The sequence below is a fragment of the Megasphaera massiliensis genome, assembly GCF_036305205.1.
Classification (GTDB): domain Bacteria; phylum Bacillota; class Negativicutes; order Veillonellales; family Megasphaeraceae; genus Megasphaera; species Megasphaera massiliensis.
In genome coordinates this window covers 176771-196974 of the sequence record NZ_JAXIXE010000014.1, presented here as the reverse complement: position 1 = coordinate 196974, position 20204 = coordinate 176771, and the positions used below count along the sequence as shown (strand labels likewise).

Here is a 20204-nt window from a genome sequence, read left to right as displayed (position 1 = left end):
ACTGTATTCAGAATCAGGAACATCTTTCAGATTCTTTTATTTAAAGGAGAGGATTTCGTTATGAAGTTGAAAAAATTAGTTCTCATCGCTTTGGCAGCCACTATGGCTATTGGCGTCGCTGGTTGCGGAAGTCAGCAGCAGAGTAGTGATTCGTCCAAACAAGCGAGCGTTTCCGGAAGTATTACTGGCTCTGGTTCTTCGGCCTTGCTGCCTTTAGTTAAAGACGCAGCTGAAAAATTCAAGGCAACGAACAAAGACGTCACCATTACCCTCAATGCCGGCGGTTCCGGTACGGGTCTGAAACAGGTTTCTGATGGTTCTGTTGATATGGGGAACTCCGACGTACCGGCCGAAACGAAACTCGATAAAGAAAAAGCCGACAAATTGGAAGACCATAAAGTCGCTGTTATGACCGTTGCTACGATCATCAATAAAGACGTAGGCGTTAAAAACTTGACGCGTCAGCAGCTGCAGGACATCTTCACGGCTAAAGTTACGAACTGGAAAGATGTTGGCGGTCAGGATATGCCGATCGTATTGGTAACGCGTCCGAAGACCTCCGGTACTCGTGCACTCTTCCAGAAATATGCTATCAACGGTGCTGAAGAAGCCGATAACAAATCCCTTGAAACGGATAACTCCGGCATTCTTATTCAGAGCGTTTCCCAGAACCCCGGTGCTATCGGCTATGTCGCATTGCCGTACTTGCTGAACAATGATTCCGTCGGCGTCGTTTCCATCGATGGCGTAGAACCTACTTTGGAAAATACCTACAACGGTAAATACAGCGTATGGGGCTACGAACATATCTACACGAGCAAAGATCCGAAACCGGCTGTTAAAGCTTTCATCGAATACATCACAGGTGCCGAATACGGCAAACGTATCGAAGAACTTGGCTACGGCGTAAGCTCGAAGATGCAGACGAAAGAAGTTCATTAATTTATTGGAGGAACGGGTATGAATGCAATCGAAACGGTGGTCCAAAGGGCCCATCGTAACGAGAAAGCAGCCAAAACGTTCATCACCATTTGCGGCATCGGTATGGCACTGGTGCCGCTTCTCATTGGCGCTTTTCTCTTTGTTAAAGGTACAGATACGTTTTTCACTTTTGGCCACAGCGTAACTGAATTTCTCTTTTCCGGTCAATGGAAACCGAGCGATACGGCCGAAGGCGGCGGTCAAATCGGGGCTGCTATGTTCTTGGCAGGTTCACTGGTTACGTGTCTGTTGGCGTTACTTATTTCCTTGCCCTTCAGCCTGGCCTCGTCAATTTATATGACTGAAATCGCGACGCCCCAGCGGCGCCGCCTGATTCAGCCGGCTATCGAATTATTTACGGGCATTCCTTCTGTTGTTTATGGCTTTGTCGGCATGACAGTGCTCATTCCGGCCCTGCGCCATATATTCCCCATGCCGTTTGGCTTTTCTGTCTTAGCTGCCGGTATCGTCTTGGCCGTCATGATTTTCCCGACGATTACGACGATGTCTGCCGACGCGATGGCGGCTGTTCCCAAATCGTGGCGCGAAGCTTCTTACGGCCTCGGCGCGACTCGCTGGGAAACGATTGCTCACGTCGTACTTCCTGCGGCTAAGAGCGGTATTTTCACCGGCATTATCCTGGGCCTGGCCCGTGCCTTGGGCGAAGCCTTGGCTGTTGCTATGGTTATCGGTCAGATGAAAGTCTTCCCGACGTCCTTGTTCCTGCCGGCCAGCACGCTTACGACGGCAATCTCTGCGGATATGGGGGGCGCGATGGAAGGCGGCGAATACAATGCCGCATTGTGGACGATGGCCTTGCTCTTGTTCCTGTTGTCGTTCCTGTTCATTTTTATTATCCACCAGATCAATGCCGCTTCCGAATTAAAAGGAGGACGGAGTTAATATGACAAGTATTGAAACCAAAAAAAGTAAAGATAAAATGATGACCGCACTTTTTACGTGTGGCGCAGCCTTTGCTGTCGTATTGCTGATTGCCTTCGTTCTGTACGTCGTCGTCAGCGGCGTAAGCGGCATGACACCGCAACTCTTATCCTTTACCGGTGCCGGCTTAGGAAACATGTTCTTTAATACGATCTATTTAGTCGTATTAGCCTTGGTTGCCAGTGCGATTATCGGTATTCCTGCAGGTATCTTCCTGGCTGAATACGCGAAAAAAGGACGCATTACCCATTGGGTCCGCATGGCTGTTGAAACCTTGGCATCCCTGCCGTCTATCGTCGTCGGCTTGTTCGGTTACTTGGTCTTCATCGTCATGACCGGTTCCCAGTGGAACCTCATGGCCGGTGCTTTGGCCGTATCCATTCTGACCTTGCCCTTGGTTACGTCGGTTACAGAAGATGCTCTGCGCAACTTGCCGCCGAGCTACCGCAACGGCAGTTTGGGCCTCGGCGCCTCCCATTGGCAGACCATTTGGCACGTTCTCTTGCCGGCCTGCTTCCCCCGTATCATGACTGGCCTTATCATGGCTGCCGGCCGTGGTTTCGGTGAAGCTGCTGCTTTGATGTTCACCGCCGGTATGTCGACGGATATTGACTGGACCAACTGGGATATTACGACCAAGTCGAGTCCTCTTAACCCCTTCCGTCCCGGCGAAACCTTGGCCCTGCACATCTGGGCTCTGCGTACGGAAGCCCTTCATCCTGATGCAGCGCAGCAGGCTGCGGCATCTTCTGCAATCCTGATGATCATGGTCTTGGTCTTCAGCTTACTGGCACGCTATTTAAGCTATCGAATCGATAAGAAAATGGGAGGAAACAACTAATGTCAGAAATTACTACGACCCTGACGGGTTTTTCGGCAGCTACTATTGAAAAGAAACAGGCTGCTGACGCTGTACAGGACGGCGCACAGAGCACGACCGGTGCAGCGGAATACACCTTTGATGTCAGCAACATGGATCTCTTCTACGATGAGTACCAGGCATTAAAAGACATCAACATGAAAATCCGTAAAAATGAAATCACGGCTCTCATCGGCCCTTCGGGCTGCGGGAAATCGACCTTTCTCAAAACCTTGAATCGTATGAACGACTGGGTTGAAGGCTGCCGTGTCACCGGCGACATCCGCTTTGAAGGTCAGGATATCTTCAAAGAAGTCGATCCCTTGGCCCTTCGCTACCGTGTCGGCATGGTTTTCCAGCAGCCGACGCCGTTCCCGAAGAGCGTTTATGAAAACATTGCCTACGGTCCCCGCGTCCAGGGCATCAACGATAAGAAGAAACTCGATGAAATCGTTGAAAGAAGCCTGCGCCAGGCTGCCTGCTGGGATGAAATGAAGGACCGTCTTAATAAGAGCGCCCTCGGCTTGTCCGGCGGTCAGCAGCAGCGTCTGTGCATCGCCCGTACCTTGGCGGCAGATCCGTCGGTCATCCTCATGGACGAACCGACTTCGGCTTTGGACCCGATTTCGACGCAGAAAATCGAAGATCTGGCCTTGGAATTAAAAGAAAAATATACCATTGTCATCGTTACCCACAGCATGCAGCAAGCTCGCCGTATTTCTGATAAAACGGCATTCTTCCTCTTAGGGGAACTTATTGAGTACGATAATACACTGGATATGTTCACCAATCCGTCGAATCCCAAGACAGAAGAATATATTACCGGCCGTTTCGGCTAAGAGGAGGAAAGGGACTTATGCTGGAAATTTATGAAAAAGAATTGGCCGAGCTGAAGCAGGATATGATCGGCTTGGGCATGAAAGTAGAACAGGCCGTAGAAAGCACGTGGAAGGCCTTGGAACGCAAAGATGTCGAATTGGCTCAGCGTATCTTCGATGGCGACGATGCCATCGATGAACTGGTCAAATCGTGCATGAAAAAAGACTTGACGATTAGTTTGATGCAAGGTCCCGTGGCGGCTGATTATCGGAGCTTGATGGCGACGCTGAAAATCCTCTCCGACTTAGAACGCATTGCCGATCATTGCGCTGATATCAGCCACTACGTCATCCACTTGAAACAGACTAACCATGACGTACCCTTGCCGGCAGGCGTAAAGGAAATGTACGGTGTCATGTCCTCTATGGTCAGTGACGTCATCGACTTCTACAAAGAACGCGGCACGTCGTCCCAGGCAGAATTCATGCGGGATAAAGACGATATCGTCGACCAGGCTTTCAACAACCTGATGCTCGACCTGTCGGCCGAAATGACCAAGCATCCGGAAAATTCCAAAGATTACATCGACTTAGTCTTGGTTATTAAGTACATCGAACGAATGGCTGACCATGCAAACAACATTGCTGAATGGCTCATCTATCGCGATACCAACGAAATTCGAATCTAAGAGATACGGATTTTGATAAGCAAGAATCCCCCATAAGGCACGTTCGTAGTGCCTTATGGGGGATTCTTTTTTTCCTTTTGGATGGCCTTTGTAAATTGAAGTTTTTGAAATTTGTCTCAATAGGCGAGTTCGGCTATTTCACATAAAATATGACCAATCATAATATGCATTTCTTGAGTGTGTGTAGTTTTTTTGCTGGGAATGTCAATCGAAATATCACACATGTCTTTTAATGCGCCTCCGCCATTTCCGGTGAAACCAATTGTGACGATTTCATGTTGGTTTGCGTATTCTACAGCTCGAATTACGTCTATACTATTGCCCGAGGTAGAGATTCCGATAAGGACATCGTTCTTTCTTCCAAGGCCTTCCAGCTGTCTTTTAAAAACATTTTCAAAGCCGTAATCATTAGAAATTGCTGTCAGTGCTGAGGTATCGACTGTCAATGCGAGTGCCGGTAATGCCTGGCGTTCTTTCTGAAAGCGTCCTACGATTTCGGCCGCTAAATGCTGGGCATCAGCAGCACTGCCTCCGTTACCGCAAAAGATGATTTTGTTGCCTTGTTGAATGGCTTTTGTGATGATGTTTCCTGCTGCTTCTATTTGCGGGATTAAGTTATGAACTTGATTTAATATTGCTGCATGTTCACATATCCGTTCTTTGATTAAGTCCACGAAGGTACCTCTTTATTCTAGATTTCTTTCAACGTCAATAATTTAATATAGTGGTGGAGTACTTTTTTTACTTCCGTATCAGCCAGTTCCTGTACGCGCATGAAACTTTTCAGATTGCCTTCAGCAATAGCATTCTGGGCTCCGGTTAAAGCGGCTGTGGTGAATTCGGTAAAAACGTTTACTTTAGTGATGCCTCCGGCGACGCATTTTTTTAGGTTATCATCACCGGTTCCGGATCCGCCATGAAGGACTAGGGGTACCGGAACGGCTGTGGCTAATTCATGAAGCCGTTCAAAGTTTAACGTTGGATTTTTTTGATTTTTATATACGCCATGGGAAGTTCCTATGGACACGGCCAAGGAATCGGCATGGGTTTGTTCAATGAAAGCGGCAGCTTCTTCGACGGTGGTGTAGACTGATTCTCCTGATGCTTGTTCTACCAAGGTTTCGGTTGTTCCGCCGACATGGCCGATTTCTGCTTCAACGGATACGTTGTGTGCGTGCGCATAATCGACGACTTCTTTTGTACGGCGCACATTTTCTTCAAAGCTGTGCATGGAAGCGTCAATCATAACTGAATTAAATCCCAGACTGATGGCTTTTTTGATATATTCAAAGTCAGTACCATGATCTAGGTGAAGCGCTATGGGAATCTTGACGGAAGATACTAGATAGTTGCCAATGGCAGCAGCTTCTTCCAGGGAGATTAAGTGTTGATGTGCTTCGGCAAAAGACAAGATAAGAGGAGCGTTTAACTCTGCTGCGACTTGCACATAGTCACGTCCTGTATTTAAATCCCATAAATCAGGAGCAACGACGCCATATTTTTTTTCCTTAGCGTGGGTAAGTATTTCTTTAGCACTTGTTAACATATAAGCCACCTCACTATTGAACAATATATAACCATTTGTCTATATAATAATTTACCAGTGGTAATATGTCAATATGGGATTTGAAATATGTGAATCAGTCTGTCAGTGTAGATATGACGTGGAAGCGGCTTTTATAGGCATCCGATCGTGAAATGGCATATTGTATGATTTTATTTTTATCATCATAAATGGTGATGCGTGTTACTGAAACAGGGGCTCCTTTCTTTAAGCGTAAATAAGCGGCCGTTTGAGAATCCGCTTTGGAGAATTCGATAATGTTGTCTGTTCGCCTCGGATGAATTTGATTCTTCTGAAGGGTCTGCATCAGTGAATTTTTAGAAAAGTCGATTTCCATTAATGATGGGCACAATGCCAGTGGAAGGTAGTCATTAGATAAGGAGTATAATTCGTTATTTACATACCGAAGACGCTGTAGGTGAAAGACGAGATCGCCCGGTTCTATATGAAGATGGCCGGCAATATCTTCATCGGCAATTTCGATAACTTGCTGCAAAACACGGCTGTGCGTGACTTTACCAACGGACATCAGGGTTTGAGACAATCCGAAGCCGTGTCTTTTTTCATTAGAATAGTCTATAGGGATTTTATTGCCGATGTAAAAGGAGCCTTTTCCCGGAATACGGATAATTTGGCCATTTTCTTCCATGGCAGCTAAGGCTTTTCGAATTGTTGGTCGGCTTACTTGATATTCTTGACAAAGCTCTCTTTCACTAGTCAATGGGGACATATACGGAAGTTCATCGAATTTTTCCTTTAATCTTTTCTGTATTTGCGTGTGAAGTAATTCTTTTTTCATGGATTTTCCTCTATTATCGAATGATGAATATAGTCTGATGCTACGTATTACATTTATTTTACCATGGATGTAGGGAAAATAGATAGCCACTGGTGATATTAAAATTACTTTTTTTAAACCTTGATTTATTTTTTATCCTTTGGTATATTTAAATTACCAAAGGTAAAAAAATAGGAGGTGCTCTTCATGGAAAAAAGTTTATATCCCTTTCTGTTAGTGAACCCTAAATCTTATTTATATGGCGATGAATCTTTAGCACTGGCCAAGGCGACTGATGTGATTGCTGAAAAGTACGGCTTAACGATGTTCTTTTCCTGCCCTTTTTCGGATATCCGTTATATTAAGGAGCATACGAAACACATTATTGTTACAGCTCAGCATATGGAATCCTTAAAACCGGGACGAGGTATGGGGCATGTACTCCCCGAATCACTGAAAGCTGCCGGTGCAGGTGCTGTTGTTTTGAACCATGCAGAAAATCCGTTGACCGTTCATGAACTGTATGCGGCTGTTCAGCGGGCGAAGGAATTAGGATTATTGACGATTGTCTGTGCAGATTCCGTTACGGAAGGTGAAGCCCTCGCACGATTCAATCCTGATATACTGCTGTGTGAACCGACCGATTTGATTGGAACGGGAGAAACAGCCGGGGACAACTACATTTTTGATTCTTGCAGTAAAATCAAGGCCGTAAATCCGGATATTGCTGTCATGATTGCTTCCGGTATTACGACGGCAGAAGATTGTTATCGCGTCATTTTCCTAGGGGCTGAGGGCACCGGTGCGACCAGTGGTATTTTAAATGCGCCGGATCCGGCTGTACGTGTAGAAGAAATGACAAAGGCTATTGTACAAGCCAATCGTGATAAAAAGGAAAAGGGGGCTGTATAAAATGAGTGTATACAAGACGACGATTAAGCTTCAATCTAATGGCGGCGAACCGACTTTTATTAATATTACGGATGAAGTAAAGGCGGCTATTGCCGATAGCGGCATTCAGGAAGGGACTTGCACGATTATTTCACCGCATACGACTTGTGCTGTATTTTTTGAAGAATATGTCCATGATACGGATGAAAAGGGAACCGAATTTTTGCAGCTTGATTTGAACGATATATTGAAAAAGCTGATTCCCGATGAATTGAAGGAAGGTCAATATCGCTATCCAGGAGAAAAGCACTATCAGGCTGTTGCATCCTGGCCGGATGCGGAGGCCTACTTGCCGAACGGCGATCGGACGGCGCTGCTGAATGGGGATGCTCATTTGAAAGCGACTTTGATCGGCTCGAGTGAAACCTTTTTAGTTGACCAGGGGAAACTGGGCGTCGGCACGACGGGATATGTCTACTTCGTCGATTTTGACCGCACACGGAGTCGGACGAGAAAGTGCCACATTGTCGTCATGGGAGAGTAAGCATACGTTTGGTTAGAAACATCTCGTTGTTTTTGCTGGCAATTTGTCGGCAAAATTAATGAGATGTTTTTTTTATCCATTTTTTAGAGGATTTCGTATATAATAAAAATATATATGGGTTATGATTTTTAGGTGTGTGAATCACTTGCAAAGGATTTTGGTGCGTATGAAAAAACTAATTGATGACGTACGGCTCATTTACAAATGTTGTTACTTATACTATCAGGACAATAAGAGTCAACAGCAGATTTGCAATCAGTTAGGCATTTCCAGACCTACTGTTTCTCGGATGCTCAATCGTGGCAAAGAATTGGGGATCGTGCAAATCGAGCTGAAGAATCCGGAGAACGTCATGTATGGAAAACTGGAACGAGATATAGAAGAGCGGTTTCAGCTGCAAGAAGTTAACATTGTGCCGTCGAGTCCGCTGGTCGGGGGAAGTAAACCGATTAATTCTGAGTTGGGGCGAGGGACGCTCCACTATATGGAACGTGTTTTGCATGAGGGAGATTATGTCGGGGTCTCTATGGGGTTTGCCATTCAGAACATCGTGCGGACGGACTACTTTATCAGTGAAAAAATCCCCTGTACCTTTATTCCCATTTTAGGCGGCATCGGCGACAGCCTCTTAGAAATACATTCTAATTATTTGACACAACGCTTTGCATCACTCTTTGGAGGGAAATGCATACAGTTTTTTTCACCGGCTGTATTTTCACAGAAAGAAGTTCTTCAAGGCTTTTTGCAGGAACAGACCATTCGTCACGTGACTCAGCTATATAAGAAACTGAATTTGGTCATTATGGGCATCGGCATTCCCAATACGCAGAATTCGACTATTTTAAGAACCGGATATGTCGATAAAAGGATTCTCCAGACTTTTACCGAAAATGGTGCAGTCGGAGACATTGCCCTCCGGTTTTTTGATATCAATGGAAATATGGAGCCCTTTGACGAATTTAACAGCCGCGTTTCAGGTATATCGATCGAGGAGCTGAACGAAGTGCCGTATCGCGTAGGGGTTGCCAGCGGGCCGCAAAAGGCTGCGGCTGTTCTCGGAGCTATTCGGGGAAAATACATCAACGTCTTGATTACGGATATTGATTGCGCTCAACGATTGTTGGAAATCAGTGAATAAAATAATAAGGAAGCCAGGATATGACTTGAAGGATGAATTTTTCTGACAAGTGATACCCTGGCTTTTTATTTTAATATTTCCTAATCTGAACATATGTAAAAATAATCCTCCATTGTTTACATTTTTACATATGTTCTATTCGAAGATATTGTAAAAATTAAAAATAAATGATATATTATCATTAACGAGATGATAATTAATCAAACGAAAGATCCTATGTAAAGGAGGCAATAATGGACATCTATACGATCTTTGGAATTTTTTTCCTACTGGTCTTAATGCAGCTCATCGGTATGAGGTTACAAGTTCGAGCTTATCATAAGGCGATACGGCGTCTGCACCGACAAGGCAATGTCGGAATCGGAGGACGACGAGGAAAGTTAGGTCCCGGTTATGTCATCATCATAGCCTGTGATAACGAAGGCATGATTATCGATTCGGAAATCATGAAGGGGATGACCATCTTCAGTCATTTCAAAAAAGAAAAAGGGATTGTTGGAAAACATATCTCTCAATTGAAGCAAGAATACATGAACTTATCGAAGCGCAAACAAAATCTCTATAAAGGGTATATACAAGCTCTTGATGTTTTAGAAGAGCGATTGGGATTGCCCGGCTGCCAGGAGGTGTGATTGCCGCTGGGATTCGGAAAGATTAACTGAACGGATAGTATTTTGAGAAAGAAAGGTGGCTTTTATGGAATCAATTGCTTGGTTTGCAAATGCGTTTATTGAATTATTTAAATCCGGTGCGACAATTTTTGCCGGATGGGTTGCAGGGATCATCCCGCTGGTTATCGTTATGATGACAGCGTTCAACTCTTTGATTAAGTTGATCGGGGAAGACAAAGTCAATCGGCTAGCCGAAAAATCGACGAAATATATGATTACTCGATACACGATTTTGCCGATTTTAGCGGTTGTATTTTTGGGAAATCCGATGTGCTATACGTTGGGACGGTTTGTAAAAGAAAAATATAAACCGGCTTTCTATGATACAACTGTAAGCTTTATACATCCGGTAACCGGCCTATTCCCGCATGCAAATCCCGCAGAATTGTTCGTCTACATGGGGATTGCAGCCGGATTAACGCAGCAGGGACTGTCGTTGGGGGATTTAGCGGTTCGTTACTTTTTAGTCGGTATTGTCGTCATTTTTATTCGAGGGGTCATTACCGAACGGATTTACAGCTATATGTACAATAGTCAGCAGAAGAAAAAAGCTGTCGGAGGTGAATAAGTTATGTATAAAGCGGTAAAGATTGTAGCTGGTAAAGGCGGTTGGGGCGGCCCTCTGACGTTGGTCCCGAGTGACGAAAGACATAAAATTGTCAGTATTACAGGCGGTGGCATTCACCCGGTAGCGACGTCGCTGGCGACGATGACCGGTTGTGACGTTATCGATGGATTTACGAACGGGGTGCCGGATAATGAAATCTTAGCGGTTGTTGTTGACTGCGGCGGTACGGCTCGCTGCGGGGTCTATCCGAAAAAACGAATCAATACATTGAATGTAATGCCTGTCGGTAAGACAGGGCCCTTAGCCAAATATATTACGGAAGATATCTACGTATCGGCTGTCGATGAATCGTGCTTTGCTTATCTTGATGAAGCGGAAGCTGCGAAGGTGGAAACGCCGGCAACACCGGCACCGGAAGTGAAGGCTGCTCCCGCACAGGAAAAGGCTCCGGAAGCCAAGAAAAATATCTTTACTCGGATTGGCATTGGCATAGGCAGTATCATCAGTAAGTTTTATGCTGCCGGCCGTGAAACCATCGATGTCACCTTGAAGAGCATCCTGCCGTTTATGGCTTTCGTAAGTATGATTTTAGGGCTTATTCAAGCGTCCGGTATCGGTGATGTCATTGCAAACGTCATCTCGCCTGTTGCAAGTACGCTTCCGGGGATGTTGATCATTTCCTTCATTTGTGCCATGCCGTTTATTTCTCCGGTCCTTGGCCCCGGTGCCGTTATTGCGCAGGTTGTCGGAACATTACTCGGTGCTCAGATCGGTTTGGGGAATATCCCTCCGCAGTATGCCCTGCCGGCACTTTTCGCTATCGATGTACAGGCCGGTTGTGACTTCGTCCCGGTTGGCCTAAGTTTGGGAGAAGCTGAACCGGAAACGATTGAATTAGGTGTGCCGGCCGTATTGTATTCTCGCGTTTTGACGGGCCCCATTGCTGTTGTTATTGCTTATGTTGCCAGTATTGGCATGTATTCATAAATTTATAGAAGGAGATAATGTCTATGAAATTTCACTGCAGTGTAACGGGCTGGGGAGATGAAGCGCTTCAGTTTTTGCAGGAACCGGATTTAAACTTCATCATTCTCTTTAATGAAAATGCTCCAGAAGAGCTGGCTGATATTTCGATACTTCATACAGTCGGGAATCTGACGCAGGTGCCGGCTCCGGATGACACGCTTATCATTGGCGATAAAATCTTTACCATTACGGCTGTCGGGGAGGAAGCCAAAGAGACACTTCGTACGTTGGGGCATTGCACGATTGTTTTCAAAGGTGGAAATGAACCTGAACGACCGGGCTGCATTATGGTGGAAGGAGATGAAGCACTGCTTGCAGCTGATATAAAAGTCGGTACAACCATTGAAATTCATTAGGTAGTAGTTACATTTCACTAAATATATAAGATCCAATTTTAAGGAGGCTAATTCATATGTTAAACATGGACAAGAAGTTAGAAAAACTGGAAGAAGAAGGTAAGCTTATTCGTGCCGGTATTGTTGGCGCCGGTCAGATGGGACGTGGCATGGTTACGCAGATGGCTCTTATGAAAGGGATGATGCCGGCCATCGTTTCCGATATTAAATTTGAAAATGTAATCAATGCTTTCCACTATGCAGGAATTAAAGATGAAGATATTGCTGTAGCGCATACGTTAGAAGAAGCCAATAAGTACATGGAAATGGGCAAATTTGTTGCTACCGATAACTCGGACATCATTGCTCGGGCTAATTTAGTTGACTGCGCGATTGATGTTACCGGTGTTCCTGAAGTCGGTGTAAAAATTGCCGTTGATGCCATGAACAACCATAAACACGTCGTCATGATGGACGTTGAAACCGATGTTGTTATCGGCTCCTATCTGAAAAAACTGGGCGACCAGAATGGTGTCATCTATACCGGGTCTGCCGGTGACGAACCGGGTGCCGTCATGGAATTGTATTCCTTTGCACGGGCTATGGGAATGACCGTAGAAGTTATGGGCAAGGGTAAAAATAATAAACTCGATTATGATTGCAATCCTGATACTGTCTTAGAAGAAGCTACGAGACGTAAGATGAGCCCGCGCATGCTTTGCTCGTTTAAAGACGGCACAAAGACAATGGTTGAAATGACGGCTATGTCGAATGCTACCGGATTGATTCCTGATGTAGTTGGTGGTCATGGTCCGGAAGCTTCACCTAAAGATCGCTGCGCTGAGTTGAATCAGATTTTCAAATTGAAACAAGACGGTGGTATTCTTAATAAACACGGTGTCGTAGAATATGTAAATGGCATTGCACCGGGCGTCTTTGTTACCGTTTCGACTCCGAATGAAGAAATTGCTTATCAGATGCAGTATCACAGCATGGGCCCTGGCCCGTTGTGGACGCTGTACCGTCCGTACCATCTCTGCAATCTTGAAACTCCGTTGACGGTTGCTAAAGCTATTCTTGACCATGAACCGACAATTGTACCGCTTGACGGGCCGGTCAGTGAAGTCATTACCGTAGCTAAGACAGATTTGAAAGCCGGTCAGACCATTGACGGTATCGGCGGTTATACTACATACGGCTCCATTACAACGGCAGAAGATTGCTATGCTAAAGGCTATGTCGTATACGGTTTGATCAACAAAAATACGAGAATGAAGAAGGATGCTAAAAAAGGTCAGCTCTTGACACTGGATATGGTTGAATTGGATACGACGACGCAGTTGTATAAGACGCGTAAACTCCAAGACCAGATGTATAACAATGGCTATAAACTCCTCTAATACTCAATCATAACTGAGGTATAACGGAAAGAGAACCGCTCCTGTTACAGAAGCGGTTCTCTTCATTTTGTTCCGAATATATTAGAAAAGGTTCTTCTTGTCTTAAGGTGCTCAATTCGGAGGATATCCGGAGCGGAACTGAACGGAGCCCTTGCAGGGGACCTGAAAATCTAGCTTCAGGAGACGTTTTTTGGCAAAGCACACTTTTAAGTTTTAACGTCATGCGGTAAAATTATACTTAAGCACAGAGACCCGCTATGAGAATTTCACCTTTGACTTACGTATGAAAGTTCTATCCGTTCTTGCGTGCTATGTCAGCTGCTATCGGTCTGTTGGCATAGAGCTTTCATCTTCAGGGAAAAGGTGGAAATCCTCCAATGGTTAAACCATCGAGAGTAAGAAAACGAAAAATGAACAGCAAGACTATCTGAACCAATTGAAAAAAGAAAATAATCATCTAAGGCTAGAACCTGTTTGTTTTTTTGATTGAGACGATTGCGTTTAGAGGCAGAAGCAACACCGAAGAGTTTTAATCGCTCTTCAAAAGATGCTGCTTGAAATAATTAAACTCATTCATAAAACTACGAGTATGAAGGTGGGACTTCACGTCGCAACCTTAATCATAGGAGTCGGAAATACAATTCTGACGTAGAAATGATTGTAAGTCAGCACTGAAAAGGACGCATAGTCACGAAAAAGCTTTACCTTGATCCGTTTTTTATTTTTACAACAGCATAAGCATCATGAAAAAGCTTTTCGGTCTTCTATCAAATGCTATAATGAACGAAGCAGAAAGGAAACCTTGGCTGGTGCTGCAGACCGGCAGCATACTGTTTTCGTCATTCTGCTGCATAGAAAAACCACCACAGCGTTTTTGCTGCGGTGGTTAGGTCTACCTTTTTGGGGCACTATAAATGGGGGCTGGCGCCAATCAGATCAGGCTTTAATCAATATTCCGGAGGCATATTCTTTTGGGTATGGGGCATGGAGAGTGCATCGCCCGGGTATTGGTGATATTTGACCGGAGAGGAGGTGAAGCCGCGGCCGACGACTTCCGAGGCATCGCTGATGATCATGAAGGCCTGGGGATCGAGTTTGTTGACGATTTCTTTGACCTTGGCTACTTCCGTCAATTTGATGACGGCGTAGATGACTCGCTTGTCCTGCATGGTATAGGCTCCCTGGCCGTGGATATAGGTGGCGCCGTGGCCGATGTAGCGCATGAGGACCTGGGCGATGGGTGTCGAGCGGTTGGAAATGATGAGAACACTTTTTCGCTGTTTCAGGCCGAGAACGACTTTATTGGTAATGAAGGCGGCGATATAGATGGCGACGAAGGTCAGGACGGCTCGTTCCAAGGAGAACATGTAAGCTGCTGCCGACAAGATGACCAGGTTGAGAATCATCGTGACCGTACCCATTTCCAGGGAATAGTATTTTTTGACGATAGCGCCGATGACGTCGAGGCCGCCGCTGTTGCCGTTATATTTGTAAATGATGCCAAAGCCGATACCCGACAGGATGCCGCCGGTAATGGACGAGAGCATGGGATCATCCATGATCTTCCACGTCGATAAGAAGGCCGTGGCGTCGGCTAAAATCGAAAGCATAATGGTGCCGACGATGCTGAGGAGGGTGTAACGGCGCCCCATGAATTTGTAGCAGGCGATCATGATCGGGATGTTGAGGATGAATATCCCGGTCCCGACAGGAAGACCCGTTGCAAAATAAATCATGATTGCTGCGCCGCTGATGCCGCTGCTCAATAAATGGAAGGGGATGAAGAAAGCATTCATCCCGACGACGACGACCAGGCTTCCGACGAAGGAAGCAATGTAAGGAACCGCTAATTCCCAAAGAGTCTGGGCTGGTAACAAATTTTGTGCCGGTAGTAAGTTTTTCATAATTTTTCCCCCAGTTTGAATGAACAATTGTAAAGCAAAGGAAAAAACGGTATAATCATGATAGCATAATTGAAGTTTCTGTGCATTCGTACAGGATGCTGTGAAGGCAGTAAATCCCTGCTTTGTCTCATTATAACATAGAGAATTTTTTAATCAATAAGGCAGGGCACATTTTATACATGGAGTGACAGTATGACTGAAATAGTAGAAACCGGATATGGAAAAATTAACTTAGCGTTGGCGATTACAGGCGCTCGAGAGGATGGTTATCACAATATCGATACGATCTTTCAATCCATCGGTCTCTGTGATACGGTAACGCTAAGGGAAGTGGGGGAATTTCAGTTAACCTGTTCCGTCGAGTCACTGCCTTGCGATGAAACGAATTTGGCCTACCGGGCATGGAAGGCGCTCTGTCCATATAAAAAGGACAATCATGGCGTGGCTATCCATATTGAAAAAAGGATTCCCATTGCCGCCGGCCTTGCCGGAGGCAGTACGGACTGTGCCGCTGTTTTGCGCGGGCTGAATCGGTTGTGGGAGCTCTCTTTATCGCAGCAGGAACTATGCCGTATCGGTGCTAAACTCGGCGCCGATGTGCCTTTTTGCATCTGCGGCGGGACCATGCGCGGGACCGGGATTGGCGAGCAGCTTCGAAGGCTTCCGTCACTGCCGTCCTGGCCTGTCGTCGTGCTTCACCCACGCGTTGCGGTACAGACGAAACGAGCCTATGCCCTCTTTGACGGCAAAAAAAAGACCGGCACCATTGATGTCGACGCCGTCGAAGCCGCTATCCGTCAAGGGCAGTTCGAATCTGTGACGACCGCCATGGGAAATACCTTTGAGGAACTGGTGATGCCCGACGTGCCTCAAGTGATCCGGTGCCGGGAACGCCTTGCTTCTCTGGGACTGCAGCCGCTCATGGCCGGCAGTGGTCCTACGGTCTTTGCTTTGGTTCCGCCACTGCGGGAAGAGGACGTACGACGTCAGGTGATGACATGGACTGATGTTGATACCTATATGACTACCATAGTGAAACGAGAGGATGGTGAATACTGATCGATGCAAAAGCAAACGAAAAGGCATGCCTTAGAACCGATAAAATTAGATGCTTACCGACCGCTGCGGGAAGTCGTCAGCGAGGCCTTGCGTCAGGCCATTAAAGATGGCGTATTGAAGCCCGGTGAGCGGCTGATGGAAATTCAACTGGCTGAGGAATTGGGCGTCAGCCGGACGCCGATTCGCGAGGCTATCCGAAAATTGGAACTTGAAGGCTTCGTCGTCATGGTGCCGCGGCGCGGAACCTATGTAGCCGATATTTCTTTAAAGGATATCGCGCAGGTTTTCGAAATCCGAAGCGCCTTGGAAGAACTGGCAGCCGGCCTTGCTGCCGAGCGAATTACGCCGGATGAATTAGAATATTTGGAACGGATCCTCGTCGAAATCAATGAATATATTGATAATGACCAGTTTGATAAGATCGTCGATGCTGACATTCGCTTCCACGACGTTTTGTACCACGCCAGCCGCAATCAGCGTTTAGTTGATATCTTGAACAATTTACGCGAACAGATGCTTCGCTTTCGCTCTATTTCCATGCACTATCCCGGCCGTCTGGCGGCGACCTGGGAGGAACATCGGCAGATGGTAGAAAATATTGCCGATCATAATAGCGCCATGGCGCGAAAAGTGGCTAAAAAACATATGGAAAATTCAGAACGCACCCTGCTGAAAGGGATTCGCCAAGATGAAGAATCGGCTCGACGCGTCCATGAATTATTCCCTCATCAAGACGGATAAGGAAGGGACTTTCAAATGGGACATTTTTTACTCGACCATTTTCACGAAATTCATGAACGTTCTGAGCACATGGAAGACTTTGAAAACTTTCTCTATGTTTTGACCTATATTTTGTTTGTCTGTTTATTCATTCGCTCCCTTGTCGCCTTGTATATGGGACATTGGAATCTATTTTAATAGAAGGATATTTTTATGAAAACCTATTCACTTCCTTTTGGGAAAGGGGAACAGCAGATTTTCCTTGATGAAACACACATATTATATGATTTACATGGGAATCATGTAAAAGCCGTCTCCGATGAGGCCGCCGCTGTCCGAAAGGCCCTGCGCCAACCCATTGACAGCCTTCCCTTGGCTGACGTCGTAGCACCCGGGGACACCGTAGCCATCATCGTCAGCGACATTACCCGCCCCGTCCATACGGCACAGATGCTGCCGGTCATTGTAAACGAATTGAATCTGGCCGGTATTCCTGATGAGCAGATTAAGGTCATTACGGCCCAAGGGACTCACCGGGCTCATACGCCGGAAGAAGATGAAGTGGTCTGCGGTAAAGAAATGGTACGTCGTCTTACCATCATCAATCATGACTGCCGCGATAAGGAAAACCTCTTAAAAGTCGGGACGACGACGCACGGCAATGAGGTCTGGCTTAATGCCGAAGCCGTTCGGGCCGATAAGGTTATCGTGACCGGTGCCGTATCCTTCCATCCTATGGCCGGGTTTGGCGGCGGCCGTAAAGCTGTCTTGCCGGGAATTGCCGGCTATGAAACGATTATGCGCAACCATGCCTTGGCGCTTACTGAAGATTTTGGCGGCGGCTGCAATGAACGCTGTGAAACGAGCCTCTTAGAGGATAACCCCCTTCACGACGATATGAAGCAGGCAGCGGCATTGCTGAATCCTTGCTTCCTGGTCAATACCGTCTTTTCGGCAGACGGGGAGCTGGCTGAAGTCGTCGGCGGTCACTGGTATACCGCCTGGAAGAAGGGCTGTGATGACCTTCTTTCCTTTGCCAGCGTGCCTATTGCTGAAAGGGCAGATATCACCTTGGCCTCGGCCGGCGGCTATCCTAAGGATATGAACCTCTATCAGAGCATGAAGGCTCCTATGAATGCCGTCTTTGCGACGAAACCCGGCGGCACGATGATCCTCACCCTCGACTGCCCCGATATCAAAGAACCGGCCGTCTTTACGGACTGGTTCTTCCGCAGCGACATGACGGCTTTTGAACGGGACCTGCGGGCCGACTTTTCCATTCCGGCCTTTGTAGCCTTCAAGTCACACTGTATTTTCCGTTCCATGCAGGCTGTCTATGTCGTAACCCGGCCTGAAAACTTTGATATCATTCGTCAGAGCGGTCTCATCCCGGCGGCGTCTTTGGAAGAGGCCTGGGCAAAAGCACAGGAAAACCTTCCTGAAGATTATACCGTTACCGTCATGGGCCATGCGGCAGCGACCTTTCCCGTACTATAAGGAATCTTTTTCAGCATCTGCCGTCGCGCACGATAGATACAGCAAGCTGTCTTTTTAGACAGCTTCTTTTTTTTATATAAAACCCATGGATTTAACCGTTCTTTAAGATATAGGGAAGATATAAATAAAATGATAAAGGGATATATCCTTTTTTTGAAATTTTAGAGACAAATAGGGGCGCCTGTACTATAATAGTCATAAAATTAAAAAAAGCAGTTGCGCTGGGCGAAACCTCAGTTCCATTTCTGCGAAACAGCAAAGGGGATTTTACGATGGAAAAATATAATCCGGTTACGGATGAAGTGTTAGAAGCTTTAAAAAATGCCGTTGGCGATAAATACGTCAAGACCGATCCGGCCATCCTCGACGTGTATAAATCGGATGAAAGCCTGGCGCCGTCTTTTTGGAGGACACCGGAAGTCGTCGTCTTGCCGGCGAATACCGAAGAGGTTTCTGAGGTCCTTCAGATTGCCAACCGATTTGGCGTCCCGGTCACGCCGCGCAGTGCCGGTACCAGCGTCAGCTGCGGTGCCGTTCCGGCCTATGAAGGCATCGTCCTGCTCATGGAACGGATGAATAGAATCCTTGAGCTGGACGAAGACGGCATGTATATGACTGTTGAAGCCGGCGTTCGGACGATTGACATTCAAAATGCAGCCCGCGAAAAGGGACTGCTCTACGCCGGTGACCCCTGCAGTTCCGACAGCTGCCTCATTGGCGGCAACTTGGCAACCAATGCCGGCGGCAATAAGGCCGTCCGTTACGGTACGACCCGCCACCAGGTCTATGCCATCGAAGCCGTCTTGCCGACGGGGAAAATCGTAAACCTTGGGGCGAATCTTCAGAAATGTTCTACGGGATTCTGTTTGGATCAGCTGATCATCGGTTCCGAAGGGACGCTGGGCATCATTACCAAAGCGACGCTGAAACTCGTGCCTCTGCCGCCGTATAAACTCGATGTCCTGGCCGTCTTTACCGACCTTGCCAAGGCGACAGCCCTGGTCCCGAAACTCATTAAGGCCGGCCTCAATCCGACGTCGGTCGAATTCATGGACAACAATTTCGTCCGCAGCGCCAGCGATTACAGTGACTTGAAGCTGCCCCATTACGAAGACGGCTGTTATGACATCATTTCCATTGAAACCTTCAACGAAGATGAATTGGACGACAAGATGGAAAAACTGGCGGCCGTCTGTGAAGAATGCGGAGCGACAGATATCGTCGAAGCCGACGATCGGGTATGGAAGGTCCGCCGCAACTGTCTGGAAAGCACAAGGGCTTTTTCAAAAGTCGCTACGTCGGAAGATTTAGTCGTTCCCGTTCCTAAGATTGCTGACTGCATTCAGCATTTGGTCAACGAAAGTAAAAAATACGACTTTCGTATTTTCTGCCTGGCCCACGCCGGTGACGGCAACCTGCATTTCCAGATTTTAAAATGTGACATGAGCGATGAAGCTTGGGAACAGCAATTGAAGGACTTCCGGTCGACGGCGTATACTTATGTATATAATCTGGGAGGCCGTCTGTCCGGTGAACACGGAATCGGTTTGAAGCGGCTCAAGTATATGGAAGAATATACGGATCCGGCTGAACTCGACCTGATGAAGACCTTGAAAAGCGCCGTAGATCCTAAGTGGATATTGAATCCGGGCAAGGTTATTGAACAACCCTCTAATTTTTGAGAATTTATTTTCATAAAGCAGGTATAAGCTATACGTACTTTATTGTTTAAAGTTTGTACTTAATATTATAAAAAATAAACTTATTGTTAATAAAAAAACTATTGGACAAATGCGGCCATTTCATGATATACTACAATA

21 protein-coding genes are annotated in these 20204 nt (G+C 46.5%); 17 read left to right on the top strand and 4 right to left on the bottom strand.

Annotated features, from left to right (window positions below):
• Window positions 1–60 precede the first annotated feature (60 nt).
• From UCI88_RS03015 to phoU, 5 genes are read left to right on the top strand one after another with little or no spacing between them, the layout of a single operon-like run.
• Complete coding sequence (locus tag UCI88_RS03015) at window positions 61–942, top strand: phosphate ABC transporter substrate-binding protein (RefSeq protein WP_044504557.1); 882 nt, start codon at window positions 61–63, stop codon at window positions 940–942.
• 18 nt (window positions 943–960) lie between these two features.
• On the top strand, window positions 961–1884 hold the full coding sequence (gene pstC, locus UCI88_RS03010) for a phosphate ABC transporter permease subunit PstC (RefSeq protein WP_044504555.1): 924 nt from the start codon (window positions 961–963) through the stop codon (window positions 1882–1884).
• A gap of 1 nt (window position 1885) precedes the next feature.
• On the top strand, window positions 1886–2764 hold the full coding sequence (gene pstA, locus UCI88_RS03005; protein ID WP_044504554.1) for a phosphate ABC transporter permease PstA: 879 nt from the start codon (window positions 1886–1888) through the stop codon (window positions 2762–2764).
• On the top strand, window positions 2764–3621 hold the full coding sequence (pstB, locus tag UCI88_RS03000) for a phosphate ABC transporter ATP-binding protein PstB (RefSeq protein WP_044504553.1): 858 nt from the start codon (window positions 2764–2766) through the stop codon (window positions 3619–3621). Before pstA ends, pstB begins: the two co-directional genes overlap by 1 nt.
• A 17-nt stretch (window positions 3622–3638) precedes the next feature.
• Window positions 3639–4289 carry a phosphate signaling complex protein PhoU gene (phoU, locus tag UCI88_RS02995; RefSeq protein WP_044504552.1) on the top strand — a complete coding sequence of 217 codons (651 nt, stop codon included), beginning with the start codon at window positions 3639–3641 and terminating at the stop codon, window positions 4287–4289.
• Window positions 4290–4405: 116 nt separating this feature from the next.
• Here the strand turns inward: phoU and UCI88_RS02990 are convergent, their stop codons facing one another.
• The 3 genes from UCI88_RS02990 to UCI88_RS02980 form a co-directional block, all read right to left on the bottom strand.
• Entirely contained in the window at window positions 4406–4963 is a 558-nt protein-coding gene (locus UCI88_RS02990; RefSeq protein WP_044504550.1) for a D-sedoheptulose-7-phosphate isomerase, read from the bottom strand.
• Between the two features lie 17 nt (window positions 4964–4980).
• The gene (locus UCI88_RS02985) at window positions 4981–5835 is read right to left on the bottom strand and encodes a class II fructose-bisphosphate aldolase (protein WP_256179740.1); all 855 of its coding nucleotides are present in this window, start codon (window positions 5833–5835) and stop codon (window positions 4981–4983) included.
• A gap of 94 nt (window positions 5836–5929) precedes the next feature.
• Window positions 5930–6652, bottom strand: coding sequence for a GntR family transcriptional regulator (locus UCI88_RS02980; RefSeq protein ID WP_044504548.1), 723 nt, complete (start codon window positions 6650–6652; stop codon window positions 5930–5932).
• A gap of 186 nt (window positions 6653–6838) precedes the next feature.
• Here UCI88_RS02980 and UCI88_RS02975 point away from each other — a divergent pair, with 186 nt between their 5' ends.
• The 8 genes from UCI88_RS02975 to UCI88_RS02940 all read left to right on the top strand — a co-directional run bounded on the left by UCI88_RS02975 (window position 6839) and on the right by UCI88_RS02940 (window position 13204).
• Entirely contained in the window at window positions 6839–7543 is a 705-nt protein-coding gene (locus UCI88_RS02975) for a triose-phosphate isomerase (RefSeq protein ID WP_256179741.1), read from the top strand.
• A gap of 1 nt (window position 7544) precedes the next feature.
• Window positions 7545–8066, top strand: a complete 522-nt coding sequence (locus tag UCI88_RS02970; protein ID WP_256179742.1) for a YjbQ family protein — start codon at window positions 7545–7547, stop codon at window positions 8064–8066.
• Window positions 8067–8232: 166 nt separating this feature from the next.
• On the top strand, window positions 8233–9204 hold the full coding sequence (locus tag UCI88_RS02965; RefSeq protein ID WP_044504545.1) for a sugar-binding transcriptional regulator: 972 nt from the start codon (window positions 8233–8235) through the stop codon (window positions 9202–9204).
• Window positions 9205–9437: 233 nt separating this feature from the next.
• Window positions 9438–9836, top strand: a complete 399-nt coding sequence (locus UCI88_RS02960; protein ID WP_044504544.1) for a transcriptional regulator GutM — start codon at window positions 9438–9440, stop codon at window positions 9834–9836.
• Between the two features lie 64 nt (window positions 9837–9900).
• On the top strand, window positions 9901–10443 hold the full coding sequence (gene srlA / locus UCI88_RS02955; RefSeq protein ID WP_044504542.1) for a PTS glucitol/sorbitol transporter subunit IIC: 543 nt from the start codon (window positions 9901–9903) through the stop codon (window positions 10441–10443).
• 3 nt (window positions 10444–10446) lie between these two features.
• Complete coding sequence (gene srlE, locus UCI88_RS02950) at window positions 10447–11430, top strand: PTS glucitol/sorbitol transporter subunit IIB (RefSeq protein WP_330023991.1); 984 nt, start codon at window positions 10447–10449, stop codon at window positions 11428–11430.
• Between the two features lie 23 nt (window positions 11431–11453).
• Window positions 11454–11825 (top strand): PTS glucitol/sorbitol transporter subunit IIA, encoded by a 372-nt coding sequence (locus UCI88_RS02945; protein WP_044504539.1) that lies wholly within the window; start codon window positions 11454–11456, stop codon window positions 11823–11825.
• Window positions 11826–11881: 56 nt separating this feature from the next.
• Window positions 11882–13204, top strand: coding sequence for an NAD(P)H-dependent oxidoreductase (locus UCI88_RS02940; RefSeq protein ID WP_044504537.1), 1323 nt, complete (start codon window positions 11882–11884; stop codon window positions 13202–13204).
• A gap of 947 nt (window positions 13205–14151) precedes the next feature.
• Here UCI88_RS02940 and UCI88_RS02935 read toward each other — a convergent pair.
• A complete protein-coding gene (locus tag UCI88_RS02935; RefSeq protein WP_044504536.1) occupies window positions 14152–15108 on the bottom strand; it encodes a YitT family protein in 957 nt (318 codons plus the stop codon).
• A gap of 192 nt (window positions 15109–15300) precedes the next feature.
• Between UCI88_RS02935 and ispE the strand changes: the two genes are divergently transcribed.
• From ispE to UCI88_RS02915, 4 genes are all read left to right on the top strand, one after another.
• On the top strand, window positions 15301–16167 hold the full coding sequence (gene ispE, locus UCI88_RS02930) for a 4-(cytidine 5'-diphospho)-2-C-methyl-D-erythritol kinase (protein ID WP_256179744.1): 867 nt from the start codon (window positions 15301–15303) through the stop codon (window positions 16165–16167).
• A 3-nt stretch (window positions 16168–16170) separates the two neighbouring features.
• Window positions 16171–16908: a GntR family transcriptional regulator gene (locus UCI88_RS02925; RefSeq protein ID WP_044504534.1), complete on the top strand. Its 738-nt coding sequence runs from the start codon at window positions 16171–16173 to the stop codon at window positions 16906–16908.
• 192 nt (window positions 16909–17100) lie between these two features.
• Window positions 17101–18384 (top strand): NPN-dependent 2-hydroxyacid racemase, LarAH10 family, encoded by a 1284-nt coding sequence (gene larAH10 / locus UCI88_RS02920; RefSeq protein WP_256179746.1) that lies wholly within the window; start codon window positions 17101–17103, stop codon window positions 18382–18384.
• Between the two features lie 272 nt (window positions 18385–18656).
• Window positions 18657–20066: an FAD-binding oxidoreductase gene (locus tag UCI88_RS02915; protein WP_044504532.1), complete on the top strand. Its 1410-nt coding sequence runs from the start codon at window positions 18657–18659 to the stop codon at window positions 20064–20066.
• Window positions 20067–20204 lie beyond the last annotated feature (138 nt).

Coding starts and splice junctions, on each gene's coding strand:
- UCI88_RS03015 (WP_044504557.1), top strand. CDS start 61: ATGAAGTTGAAAAAATTAGTTCTCATCGCTTTGGCAGCCACTATGGCT.
- pstC (WP_044504555.1), top strand. CDS start 961: ATGAATGCAATCGAAACGGTGGTCCAAAGGGCCCATCGTAACGAGAAA.
- pstA (WP_044504554.1), top strand. CDS start 1,886: ATGACAAGTATTGAAACCAAAAAAAGTAAAGATAAAATGATGACCGCA.
- pstB (WP_044504553.1), top strand. CDS start 2,764: ATGTCAGAAATTACTACGACCCTGACGGGTTTTTCGGCAGCTACTATT.
- phoU (WP_044504552.1), top strand. CDS start 3,639: ATGCTGGAAATTTATGAAAAAGAATTGGCCGAGCTGAAGCAGGATATG.
- UCI88_RS02985 (WP_256179740.1), bottom strand. CDS start 5,835: ATGTTAACAAGTGCTAAAGAAATACTTACCCACGCTAAGGAAAAAAAA.
- UCI88_RS02980 (WP_044504548.1), bottom strand. CDS start 6,652: ATGAAAAAAGAATTACTTCACACGCAAATACAGAAAAGATTAAAGGAA.
- UCI88_RS02975 (WP_256179741.1), top strand. CDS start 6,839: ATGGAAAAAAGTTTATATCCCTTTCTGTTAGTGAACCCTAAATCTTAT.
- UCI88_RS02970 (WP_256179742.1), top strand. CDS start 7,545: ATGAGTGTATACAAGACGACGATTAAGCTTCAATCTAATGGCGGCGAA.
- UCI88_RS02965 (WP_044504545.1), top strand. CDS start 8,233: ATGAAAAAACTAATTGATGACGTACGGCTCATTTACAAATGTTGTTAC.
- UCI88_RS02960 (WP_044504544.1), top strand. CDS start 9,438: ATGGACATCTATACGATCTTTGGAATTTTTTTCCTACTGGTCTTAATG.
- srlA (WP_044504542.1), top strand. CDS start 9,901: ATGGAATCAATTGCTTGGTTTGCAAATGCGTTTATTGAATTATTTAAA.
- srlE (WP_330023991.1), top strand. CDS start 10,447: ATGTATAAAGCGGTAAAGATTGTAGCTGGTAAAGGCGGTTGGGGCGGC.
- UCI88_RS02945 (WP_044504539.1), top strand. CDS start 11,454: ATGAAATTTCACTGCAGTGTAACGGGCTGGGGAGATGAAGCGCTTCAG.
- UCI88_RS02940 (WP_044504537.1), top strand. CDS start 11,882: ATGTTAAACATGGACAAGAAGTTAGAAAAACTGGAAGAAGAAGGTAAG.
- UCI88_RS02935 (WP_044504536.1), bottom strand. CDS start 15,108: ATGAAAAACTTACTACCGGCACAAAATTTGTTACCAGCCCAGACTCTT.
- ispE (WP_256179744.1), top strand. CDS start 15,301: ATGACTGAAATAGTAGAAACCGGATATGGAAAAATTAACTTAGCGTTG.
- UCI88_RS02925 (WP_044504534.1), top strand. CDS start 16,171: ATGCAAAAGCAAACGAAAAGGCATGCCTTAGAACCGATAAAATTAGAT.
- larAH10 (WP_256179746.1), top strand. CDS start 17,101: ATGAAAACCTATTCACTTCCTTTTGGGAAAGGGGAACAGCAGATTTTC.
- UCI88_RS02915 (WP_044504532.1), top strand. CDS start 18,657: ATGGAAAAATATAATCCGGTTACGGATGAAGTGTTAGAAGCTTTAAAA.